The sequence below is a fragment of the Microcoleus sp. K5-D4 genome (assembly GCF_036704575.1).
GTDB lineage: Bacteria > Cyanobacteriota > Cyanobacteriia > Cyanobacteriales > Microcoleaceae > Microcoleus.
This window is the reverse complement of sequence record NZ_JAUBSD010000001.1, coordinates 79958-91302: the sequence shown is the minus strand read 5'-3', so window position 1 is coordinate 91302 and position 11345 is coordinate 79958. Positions and strand designations below refer to the sequence as shown.

General features: G+C 44.7%; 11 protein-coding genes and 1 pseudogene. 7 read left to right on the top strand and 5 right to left on the bottom strand.

All coding sequences use genetic code 11. From position 1 onward, the window contains the following. The 3 genes from QUA77_RS00455 to QUA77_RS00445 form a co-directional block, all read right to left on the bottom strand. The coding region (locus QUA77_RS00455) for a type IV pilin-like G/H family protein (RefSeq protein ID WP_333448922.1) at window positions 1-484 on the bottom strand (484 nt) is incomplete at its 3' end. A gap of 116 nt (window positions 485-600) precedes the next feature. Next, window positions 601-1161, bottom strand: coding sequence for an SPFH domain-containing protein (locus QUA77_RS00450; RefSeq protein WP_333037403.1), 561 nt, complete (start codon window positions 1159-1161; stop codon window positions 601-603). A 61-nt stretch (window positions 1162-1222) separates the two neighbouring features. Then, complete coding sequence (locus QUA77_RS00445) at window positions 1223-1768, bottom strand: NfeD family protein (protein ID WP_333448921.1); 546 nt, start codon at window positions 1766-1768, stop codon at window positions 1223-1225. Window positions 1769-1943: 175 nt separating this feature from the next. On the opposite strand from QUA77_RS00445, the gene QUA77_RS00440 reads away from it, so the two are divergent. The 5 genes from QUA77_RS00440 (at window position 1944) to QUA77_RS00420 (ending at window position 7622) form a co-directional block, all read left to right on the top strand. Further along, entirely contained in the window at window positions 1944-3746 is a 1803-nt protein-coding gene (locus QUA77_RS00440; protein WP_333448920.1) for an AAA-like domain-containing protein, read from the top strand. Between the two features lie 569 nt (window positions 3747-4315). After that, window positions 4316-4951 (top strand): type IV pilin-like G/H family protein, encoded by a 636-nt coding sequence (locus QUA77_RS00435; protein WP_333448919.1) that lies wholly within the window; start codon window positions 4316-4318, stop codon window positions 4949-4951. Between the two features lie 23 nt (window positions 4952-4974). Continuing rightward, window positions 4975-5745, top strand: a complete 771-nt coding sequence (locus QUA77_RS00430) for a sterol desaturase family protein (RefSeq protein WP_333448918.1) — start codon at window positions 4975-4977, stop codon at window positions 5743-5745. Next, window positions 5735-6349 carry a rhodanese-like domain-containing protein gene (locus QUA77_RS00425; RefSeq protein ID WP_333448917.1) on the top strand — a complete coding sequence of 205 codons (615 nt, stop codon included), beginning with the start codon at window positions 5735-5737 and terminating at the stop codon, window positions 6347-6349. Before QUA77_RS00430 ends, QUA77_RS00425 begins: the two co-directional genes overlap by 11 nt. Window positions 6350-6521: 172 nt before the next feature. Next, window positions 6522-7622 carry an iron-containing redox enzyme family protein gene (locus QUA77_RS00420; RefSeq protein WP_333448916.1) on the top strand — a complete coding sequence of 367 codons (1101 nt, stop codon included), beginning with the start codon at window positions 6522-6524 and terminating at the stop codon, window positions 7620-7622. A 181-nt stretch (window positions 7623-7803) separates the two neighbouring features. Here the strand turns inward: QUA77_RS00420 and QUA77_RS00415 are convergent, their stop codons facing one another. Continuing rightward, window positions 7804-8523: an SAM-dependent methyltransferase gene (locus QUA77_RS00415; RefSeq protein WP_333448915.1), complete on the bottom strand. Its 720-nt coding sequence runs from the start codon at window positions 8521-8523 to the stop codon at window positions 7804-7806. Between the two features lie 248 nt (window positions 8524-8771). Here QUA77_RS00415 and QUA77_RS00410 point away from each other — a divergent pair, with 248 nt between their 5' ends. Further along, window positions 8772-9404: a hypothetical protein gene (locus QUA77_RS00410; protein ID WP_333448914.1), complete on the top strand. Its 633-nt coding sequence runs from the start codon at window positions 8772-8774 to the stop codon at window positions 9402-9404. A gap of 223 nt (window positions 9405-9627) precedes the next feature. Here QUA77_RS00410 and QUA77_RS00405 read toward each other — a convergent pair whose 3' ends face one another. Then, window positions 9628-9870 carry a ChaB family protein gene (locus QUA77_RS00405; RefSeq protein ID WP_333037413.1) on the bottom strand — a complete coding sequence of 81 codons (243 nt, stop codon included), beginning with the start codon at window positions 9868-9870 and terminating at the stop codon, window positions 9628-9630. A 1152-nt stretch (window positions 9871-11022) separates the two neighbouring features. Between QUA77_RS00405 and QUA77_RS00400 the strand changes: the two are divergent. Then, a pseudogene (locus QUA77_RS00400) lies at window positions 11023-11345 on the top strand (hypothetical protein); the annotation flags it as partial.

Below are 11345 nucleotides of genomic sequence, written 5' to 3'. Positions count from 1 at the left end.
TTTTACCATTTTCATAGGTGGGTTCCGCTGGTTTAATTGTACCGGGAGAATCAGCTTCGCACAATATAGACGTTGTAGTTATTTCCTCTTTAGCAGCATTTGGCTCAAAGTTTTTAGCAGGAACTAGAAAGACACCGCCCACATAAGTTTTTAAGTCGTTTTTCTTGGATACTCCATAATTAAATGCTGCTTTCTTAGTGACCCGAATTGAATATTTGAAATTGGTTGTCTCTGTTTTAATGCCAAGTCCTAAAGCATCAACAGAAGTAGCAAAAGCACTTTTTTCTATAAATAGAGCTTTCTGTGCGTGATTCATTGAGCTAAGATACTGTTTTGCTTCAAATGTCCTAGTCTTATCTTGCGGGCCAGCAATAAATAATGGCAGAGCGATCGCGCCAATTACTACAATGCCCATTAAAAGCAGTAAGCATCCGCAACCGTTATAAGTTGAATTGCTCATACTTGATTCTTGATGTTTAGTCATGGTGTTGTCTCCTTAAATGGTATATACAAGGCGAATTAAATTCGGCGAGGCCGAGCCTCTGGAACTGCGTTACCAGGATCTTCCTGGTAACGAGGAAAAGGAGGAAATACTAATCTCTAAGCTCGCAGCTTTTGTACTTCTTTCCGGTCAATGGATGTGGGCTGAACCACTTTACTGCCGATCGCAAAATCGCGCAATTCCACTCTCGTAAACTTCACACCCCAAGGATCTGTCGCTGTATCCAACTCCTCTACTAAAGCATTATTGATTTCATGGCGAGCCGTGTAAAGTTCCTCCAGAGATAATGTCGCAATGTGAGTCCGAATTGAAAGAATCAGCATATTTAACATCGCTTCCTTGAGATTCTGCACCTTGTAGGAAGCTTTTTCTAAGTCAATAATTCGCCAGTAAACAATAAATTCAACGGTAATGGCAAGGCGATCGCGCGTCGTGCATTCTTGCGGTGGCAAGTTTAAAATTTGCTCGCGCAGAGTTTGTTTATAGGCAACTGTTTCCACAAAGGGAATCAAAAAAGTCAAACCAGGTTCAAGTTTCTTGCGATCGTACTTTCCGAAAATTTCAACTAAGGCCTCATCTCCTTGACGGACGATTTTGACGCTGCTGGCTAAGGATACTCCGGTGATTGCAAACAACACCATCAAAAAATACTGATACATAATGAATCTCCTGGTAATTTTAAGCTGTGAACTAAAGAGGAATTGAGGTTGCGACTAAGGTTTAGCCGTTGATGTGAATTAATTTGTCAGGTACAACAATCAGCGTGTTTCCTTCGCGGCGCAAAACGTAAACTTTTTGTCGGGGTGCGATCGCACCTTGGGAATCTTCATTGCGAGCTTTCCACGAAGCCCCTTCATAAATCACCATTCCGGTTTCTCCGGGGAAAATTTCGGAGATAGTTGTCGCTTCGGTTGCTTCGGGAATCACAAACTTTTTGCGGACAATAAAAATTGGTCGAATCCAAATACTCAGCGCGAGGGCTATTCCCATCCAGTAGAAAATCTGCCAGTCAAAATCTTCATACATTATGTTCGCCCAACTAAACTGAAATGCTACAGATCCTCTCCACAAAATAAAGGATTCAATTAAAGCCGAAGCTCCCATCATTAGCACGTAAAACCTGTATTTCTGGGGCTGAGTTTTGATGATTAATAACTCGATCGCACTAAGCACAACTCCCAGCAGCAGCCAGAATAGGGGCGGGGTGAAGGCGAAACCGGGTTGATTAGTGGCTGAGGCCAGCGACCAAATTAGGATAGAATGCACAATGCTTTTACCTCGTTGCGATGTAGCTCAACCTTGTTATTTCTAATCTAATCAGGTGGCTATTTGAGTTGGCGACTGAGTTATTGGAAAAATCATCGACTTTTCATCGACTTTTCATCGACTTTAGGGACGGTTGGCATTTATGATGGTTTCAGTGTTTTGATTGTGATAAGCAATGCCACGATCGCTAAGGGTGCGCGAAGAGTGCATTCGCGCAGTTAAATCCTGTCTCCTGAGAAATGGCTTTCCCAGTCAGAAAATCCTGGCTGAGGATTTAGGGATGGCGCAATCTACTGTCAGCCATTTTCTGAATGGCAAACCTGTGGATTATGCCAATTTCATCGAAATTTGTCGCGGATTGGGGCAGGAATGGCGCGATATAGCCGATTTTGACGCGAATTCAGAGCCAGAGGAGGTAGTGCTGGTGAGGGCAAAAGTGGCGATCGTCTTCGAGGGCTTTCCTTCGGATCGCTTCGCTAACGCCAACGCCCGATCGACCTCAAACACCACCCTTTCTCAGCAGTTACACCAAGCTTTGAGTGCGGGAGGGTACGAAGTCTTTTTTATTAACAACAGCAGCGACTCAGCCTCATATTTAAAGCGTTGCGATTATTTGCTGTTGCTGATTTCCCAAGAATCGGCCGCGAGCGAAATGATATTGGAACAAGTGCAGCTAGCCAAAGAATTGCACAATTCAACTGCTCATAAACCCGCAATCTTACCGATTTTACTTGAATTAAATACACCGCTTTCTTTTGATTTACTGAGCTATTTAGCAGGAATTCAGCCCTGGCTGTGGCGCGGTGTTGGCGACTCATTTAAGTTATTATCACAAATTTTAACGATTATCAAAGAAGGTCGCACATCGTTAACTGCCGACCATGAATTAGCTGTAGAATGGAACGGAATTACTAGCACCAAACAGTCAATAATTCAACCTCTGCCAGCAGCGCCGCCAGAATTGCCGGGAGGACAAGTTGAAATAGCTTCTCGTTTTTATATCGATCGCCCTCCGATCGAATCCCGCTGTTACGAGACGATCGCCCAACCGGGAGCGCTGATCCGCATAAAAGCACCCAGACAAATGGGCAAAACTTCCTTGATGGCGAGGATTTTGCATCACGCAGAACAGCAAGGTTCTCGCACGGTAGCGCTGAGTTTTCAGCTAGCCAATAGGAAAATATTCGCTAATTCAGACACATTTTTGCAGTGGTTTTGTGCTAGCATCGGTCAAGAGTTAGGAATGCTGGAGCAGTTGCCCAAGTGTTGGGAATTAGCCGATTTGATTGGCAGCAATCAGTGCTGCAAGGCTTATTTTGAACAGTATTTGCTTTCAGAATCCTCAAAACCTCTGACGTTAGGCTTGGATGAGAGCGATCGCCTGTTTGAATCGCCGGAAATTGCTGATGATTTTTTTGGCTTATTGCGAGCTTTGCATGAAGAAGCAAAACGGCGCGATATTTGGAAAAAGTTTCGTTTGATTGTGGTGCATTCGACGGAAGTTTATATCCCGCTGGATGTGAATAAATCGCCGTTTAATGTGGGTTTACCGATTGAATTGCCAGAGTTTAATTCTCAGCAAGTGCAAGACTTGGCAAAGCGGCACGGATTGAATTGGAGTGGGAATGAAGTTGGAGACTTGATGGGGTTAGTGGGCGGAAATCCTTATTTAGTGCGGCTAGGAATGTATCATATTTCACGTCAAGATGTGACTTTAGATCGGTTAGTGAAAGAATCTGCAACTGAAGCGGGAATTTACAGCGATCATTTGCGGCGACATTTATGGAATTTAGAGAAATATTCGGAATTAATGGAGGCGATGAGAGAGATTGTGAGTGTTTCCCAGCCAGTTAGAGTGAGGTCAGAATTGGGGTTTAAGTTAAATAGTATGGGGTTGGTGAAATTGGATGGAAATCATTGCATTCCCAGATGTCGGTTGTATCAGGAGTATTTTGGCGATCGGCTAAATGGCAAATAATATGGAATTATTAAACCGCGAAGATGCTAAGGACACGAAGGAAGAACCCCCCCACCCCTAGGGCAGTTTCATTATCAGAAAAACCAGGATTTTGTAGGGGTAGTGCCCCCGTGCCTACCCCTCCCCAGCGACGCGATCCATTGGCATTGCAGCGATAGAGCACGGACACGGAGGCACCGCCCTACGAAAAATGAAACCGCCCTGCCCCTTGGGGGAAATGAGGGAGAAAAGAAGTAGATAGTTTTCTGCCGGGAACGGAGTAATGAAAAGTCGATGAGAAGTCGATGAGAACTCACTCAACTTCTCAAATAGGCACGTGATTTAATAGAAATAGAGTAGAAGCAAGGCGCAGTAGGTGAGGTTTGCAAGCCCCACCGCACTCAATGGACTGGATGAAAACGACGCTAAAAATAACTTGCTTGTTTTTCTTGGCATCGACTGTTCGATTAGGCGATATTAGACAAGCTACCCGTGCACTCGCTGTTTGACTCTAGAATCCCCATGTGTTTACGCTGGGGAGTAGGTCAATCACTTGAAAACTACTCTGCTAACACATTTGGACAACTACCATGCAGCTTAAAAAAAATCCTCAACTCGATGCACTCAACAAACAAGCAGTATCGAGAACAACCATGCAGCTTAAGACAAACCCTCAACTCGATGCACTCGATAAAAAAGCGGAATCTTCAGAAAAAAATATTCTCCCTGACAAAAAACGTAAATCATGGGTAGGAATCTTACTGAGGATCACTTTTATTTACTTTCCTCTGGGCAGCATAATAGTTGGTGCGATCGCCCTCCCTTCTTTTGTCGGTTGTGGTGGCAAGGCGAAGCAATCAGAAGGTAAACAATATGTTAGCTCAATGAACAAAGGTCAACAAGCAATATACGCCGAGGAGGGCGCATTTTCCAATTCCGTTAATGCCCTAGGCCTCGGCATTAAAACTCAGACAACCAACTATAACTATTCAACTATATCTACCAAAAATGCTGCGTTTAGTTATGGTCTAGCCCGCAGCAATAATCTTACTAGCTATGTCGGAGCTGTATTTTTAGTACCTGTTTCCCAAGCAGCTAAAAAAGGGAAGACTACTGTATCCATTCTGTGTGGAGCAAATTCTCCTGGAAATACCCAACCGCCTGCTCCTATCCTTCAGAATGGTAATCCTGTCTGCGCTACTGGTAGTAGCGACGTGCTTAAGTAAATATCGACATTAATCAGAATCTCATGTTACCTGAAATTGTCAAAGGCTTTATCGTCTTAGCTTGCATCTTCATTCCCCTCGAAAGAATCTTTTCCTTGCACAAGCAAAAGATATTCCGTCTCGGATGGGCAACCGATGCCACATATTTTTTTACAGGTCACTTTATTGGCAGATCAGGCGCTATTGTTGTGACTGTATTTGTGTCGCTGATAACTAATTTACTCAACCCGGAATTGCAAATCAAAGTAGCATCTCAACCTGTCTGGTTGCAGTTGGCCGAAGCAGTTATCGTTTCAGATATGGCATATTATATTGCTCACAGACTACTGCATGAAGTACCCTGGCTTTGGCAATTCCATGCAGTCCATCACAGCATTGAACACATGGATTGGTTAGCAGCAGTGCGGGTGCATCCCTGTGAGCAACTCTTTACTCAGATTTGCAAAATTATGCCTCTTTACTGGTTGGGATTTACCAAGGAGAGTTTAGTGGTTTATGCTCTTTACTCGGCGGCGATCGCGTTTTTAATTCATTCTAATATTAAATTAAAATTTGGTATCTTAAAATGGTTCGTAGCAACCCCACAATTTCATCACTGGCATCACAGTAAAATTCCCGGAATAAACAACAAAAACTTTGCTGTTCAGTTGCCACTGTTAGATTTGCTATTTGGCACTATCTATATGCCAGCAAAAAAAATGCCTCATAAATATGGAATCTCGGATTCTATACCTGCTGGATATGTCGGACAAATGTTCTATCCATTTTCAAGGATGATGAAAAATGCTAGATAAAAATGCAAAACCAGGTATTAATCGCTATTCTCGCCTTTTGCTGGCAATTATGGGTTTTGGCTTGACGAGTGTTGCTTCTGTGGGTGCAGTTGCCCTATTTCATCACATGGACATCCTAACTTTTATCGCCAGTTTAAATACGAAACAAGTAACTGTTGATCAATTGCAGCAGGGTAAGTTCAAACCAGTGATTTTGATTGATGTGCGATCGCCCGAAGAATACGCGGAAGATCGCATCGGTGAAAGTCCGCTGGTTCCCCTAACTGATATTGAGTTAGGGTTCGGTGTCAAGCAGGTGCAATCCATTGTCAAAGCAAGGGTTAAATCAGATCGACCTCAGCCATTAATTGTACTTTATTGTGCCAGAGGAGGGCGATCGGTTAAAGCATACAAACAGTTGGAAAAACTCGCTCGGTATTCCCAAGAATCTGCGGGAAATGAGACTAATAAGATTAAGGATATTAGCCTGAATGTTGTTGTCCTTTCAGGAGGTATCAAAGCGTGGCGGCAAGCAGTGCCGGCTCAAAAAGATGCCCAGATATTAGCTCCAATTACTTTGGGGAGTTTGATAAAGTCTCCGTCAGTCACCCTGCTTTCGGAATGAATCGGGGCAGTTGTGACTAAATTGATTTCTGTCAAATCTCTATCAATGGAAGGGTGTATACGGCTGACTGATTCGCTATGTTGAAAGTAATTAGCCAGAATCCTCAGCAATCTGCAACGGTTGGCTGTTTGGGCAGGCAGCACAATAATCAAAGTCATAATAAGTTGATTCCATGCAAAACACGGCAGATTTACTCCCCAAAATAGACTCGCCGAGTCTTCCCAAAAAGCAACCCGCACCCCCAAATTACGAAGCAGCCGATCGCCAATTTGTCAATTTGCTAGAAGTCGAGGATTTAGACAAGACGGTGGCGACAAAACCGTTACTTGTCAGCGATTTTGAAAGCGCGATCGCCTATGCAATTCAAGCAGCTTACCAACAGCAACCGGGCGATGAGGCCGCTCACCGCTTCTTGCAGCGCGTACTTTACCGTATCAACCGCCTCAACTTGTTTTGGTACGACGATTTGCGCCGCTACAATAACGAACGATCGCACTATTTGCGTTCTGTGCGCGATCGCATTGAGGAACCTTGGCAGCAGTGGGAACTGGCGCAAATCGACGTTGCAGCGTTGCAAAAATTGCCGGATGTCAAGCAAGCCCTGCGCGATCGCGCCGCCGCCGATGTCGATCCTCCGCTAACTGAGATCGATCGCTACCAGCGGGAACAGATGACTGAAGAGGGATACAAACACCTGCTGGCGATCGCGTCCTTCGACGGTTTAGTTGAAGCCAGCCGCCTTTCTCGCATCCTCGGCGGTGCCGGCAACGAAATTCAGTGCACCCTTACGCGAGTGCTGATCGAAGAATACGGCGGCGGTCGCCTCCCCCGCAAGCACTCGACCTTTTTTGCTCAGATGCTGGCAGAATTCGGGATGAGTACAGAACCGGAAGCGTACTTCGATTTAGTGCCTTGGGAAGTGCTCGCAAGCATTAATCACAACTTTCTGCTGACGGAACGCAAGCGCCATTTTCTGCGCTACAACGGCGGACTCACTTATTTTGAGGTGGCGGGACCCGTCGCTTACCGCAATTATCTAGCCGCCGCCCAGCGTCTGGGCCTCTCGCAGGCTGCGATGGGTTATTGGGAACTGCACATCAAAGAAGACGAGCGTCACGGCCGCTGGATGTTGGATGAAGTGGCGATCCCGCTGGTTGATAGATATCCGGACGATGCGTGGGAGCTGGTGTTGGGGTACGATCAGGAGAAGGCGATCGGCGATCGGGCTGGGGCTGCTGTAGTGCGATCGATCCAAGCCACAGAACACAATTAACAGCTATATCGTAGGGTGGGTCAGAGACTGATGCACCCTAGATATTGCACCGTTCTCAATAAGCTTTTGAGGAACAGGCAAGATGCCTGTTCCACAAAGAGTTTATTTCTTGTGGAACAGGCATCTTGCCTGTTGCTGACAATGGTGCAACATCTCAGAGGCACACTACCAGCGCTGTATTTTAAAATGCTGTCATTAACTGAATTAGCTCGATCGACAAATCTCTTTGCGACTTTTGGTGCTTCTTAAACAAAACTCCAGCCAACAGATAGATGTTTTCCGAATAAAAAGCCATTCCCTGTTCTCTGAGAGTGGCGATCGCGCTTTTCACTTTGGGTTCCGAACTATAATAGCCAAAAGTTAAAGGTGCAATTTCAAAATTCGCAACCGAGTAGCCTCGATCCAAGGCATAATCGATCAAACCCACAGGATTAGAATAGCTAGAAACCATCAGCAAAACTTCATCGCAGCCCAAAGATAAAAGTTGCTTAGCAATTGTCGAACCATCACTCCCACCGTGCAACAGCGGCTGGTAAATCTTATCATCCACCGCCGGCAAGTAAGGCGGATTTGAGATGACACAATCCGCCGACTCGTATAAAGGCGAATCAAAAAAAGAGCAATTGTTGACCGTATATTTTTCGCTCAGTTGATATTCCTTAATTTGAGACTGAGCAATTTTCCAAGCTACATTATTTAGCTCAAATCCCTGTATTGTCCCATCAAAATCACTTCTCAACAAAGACTTAATAACTGGACTTCCCTCTCCTGAACCAAACTCTACGATAAGTCGAGAATTGTCACTAGCATTTAACACTAAACTTTCCAAGCAGTGCGCGTAAAAATCCGATTCTTCCGGGCAGTGGAATACCTGTTTCAGAGGATGGGATGAAGTGAGCATAAATTCTGTAACAAAGTTGACTATTTTCAAAGTATCGAATAAGTAATATTCCAGCCATCTGTCGCAAGAGCTATTTTATCAACTTGTGCAATCTATCTCTTCCTGTGTTATCTGGTGCGAGCTAATAACTATTACTGCCGGCAGATTATCCAATTAACTAGATTAATCCGATTGACAGATTGCAATTAGAGCGATTGCTGGTGAGATAGTACCTAAGCTAATAATTGTAAATTTTAATAGTGTCAGATATGACCTTTTTTAATTATTCAGTTCCGCCTCTGCGCCGGAAACAGCTTAACATCGAGGTTCAGGAGTTAGAAGGGCTGTGGCAGGTTCAGTTTCCCCTTGGCAAAGATCGATTTTATTCGCAATTTTATACTTGTCTCGATCGAACTTGCTTGCTGTGGAGCTTGCTGTTGATACCCATATTCGGGACAGCACAATTTTTTTCTGTGAGTTGGATGCTGCAAGCAGGTTTGTGGTCAGCGCTTAGCCTCGTAGGTACAGCCGCAATGGTAAGCATGACATACTCTTGGGTCAAAATAGAACGCCTGATTTGGGTGCTTTACGGTTGGGTAATACTAATGTTATTAGGATTGCTGCTAACCGATTTAGCAATTTTTCTCAGTTGGGGAAAAGTGTTGGCGAATCTCTGTCCCCTGTGGTTGGGAATGAGCGGAATTGGGTATTTGGGGACGGGATTTGCAGTGCGATCGCGCGCGCTTTTAGCAGCAAGTTTATTTCACCTGTTGGGGATTTTGATTGTGCCTTTCACGAGCAGTTGGTCTTTCCTATTTACGGGAACCGTAATGGTATTTAGCTTGCTCGTTTTAGCCGAATTGCAATGGGATATGGGCCAGCCGGTTAACAAACTGCGTTAACTTCTGTACCACCGCGATTCCCACAGGTATCAAGGTAAAGCATTAACCAAAAGTGATGAGTACATTGCTAATGACTGATGATCTCATGCCCGCTAGAATAATGTCACTGCAATTGGTTGATAGTGAGGATTCTTCCTTCTCCTCAAAATTTGAGGAATGAAGCCCTCACTAAACAACGGATAGGGGTTATGTTAGCGGACAGGATATTACTGATGGCTGATAACTAATTGCCACCAGACTGTACAGATTTGCGGGTTTGGTTAGTATCGTCGCCCTTGTGATGCCACGTACCACCTTCGCCTTGAACGTATTCAGATTTTACGCTGTTCCAAGCAACGCTAGCAGCACCATCGGCGCTCATTCCATCTTCACTAGCGCTCTTAAAAGCGGCCTGAAAAATTTGTTTCGCTCCTTGGGGGAGTTCTTGTGCTTCTGAAGGTAAGGTATCAAATTGTTGTTCTGGCATAATGACCTCTAATTATTAAACACAAATTAAATCTTATATACTATAACCCACTCCTTTCCTCTCTCTAAAAGCCAGTTTTAAACCACATTTTTTTTCATACCGACGACAGATGTAATATTATTTTTTTTGAACTGCTTATGGAATTGAGTTGCCGTTGCTGGTTCAGCCGTGTTTGGGTAATTTCTTTTCTGAAACAGTCATTAATATGATTTCGGCTTTTTCACTTGCGAATTTAGAAAAAGCGATGAACATTAGATAGCCAATTCTGGCAATAATTCGATACAGCATACTTGATATCTGCTTGTGAAATGTGTTAGAAAATAAGCGCTATCTGGCATAGTGTGGGCTTTACTATATCAGAGTTTAGCCGATCGCACTCTCAAGCAATTCTGACGAGTGCGCCGCCGCTGGTTAATGTAATCTCGTGCGGGTTCGACTTGGATAGCCCTCAGTTCGCCTTCCTATTTTAGGCTAGTCAAAATCCAGTCCAAAGCCCTGCTGTTGCGCGGTCGCAGGTGTTTTAGCGAATCAAAACGGTCGATGGGGCGTTTTGAGAGAATTTAGTTTCGGGGAAAGTTTGAGCGGTATTCTGTCAGCGCCCAAATTGCCAGCAGCAAGTTAAGGAAAAATAGCGCTCAAACAATTTTTAAACTAACTCCTATGGCGTAGGCCCAACCCAAAATTGACGGTGAGAAAATCAATAATTTCTCTCTCAAAGCACCAGCCGCCGGAGAAAATTTATAGGAACAACCGCGCGCTTTTCTCAGAAACCCGGTTGATGCGTATATGTCTCGTTACTCAACCCAAAATTTTTCAGATCAACCCGCTTTTTATCCCCCGTACACAAATTTTGATTGAGCTAGTCGGCCGCTCAATCAAATTTCATCCACCACCTGAAATAAAAAGCCATTTTGTCAAATATTCCTAAAGATGAATGGCGAACTTGAACGATACCTAATAGCTTATAAACTGTTAACGCGGCGGTCTAATTTTTCCGTGGGAAACAATCCAGGAAACGGGACTAAATATGCTCCCTTACCTTCATTATTCCGCAGCGAAGGTTAGAAAATTTGCACGTTACGCTGTCAATTTGACCCTGCGGTTTTGGCATCACAAGCGATCGCAGCACTCTATGCAAAAGCAAGCATTACCATGAAATCTTCTAAATTGTTGAAAGTTGTTTTAGCAAGCGCTTGTACTTTAGGTTTAGCAACGGTTTCCTTAGCAGTGCCTGCTTCAGCCCAGTCGGGCGGTGCTGGCGGCGGTGCTGGTGGCGGTTCTGGCACAGGTACAAGCGGTACAAGCGGTACAAGCACCGCTACAACTGGCACGGGTACAAGCGGTACAACCGGTACGACTGGCACGGATACAACCGGTACAAGCGGTACGAGTGGCATCGGTACAAGCGGTACCAGCGGTACAAGCGGTACGACTGGCACGGGTACAACGGGTACAAGCGGTACGACTGGCACGGG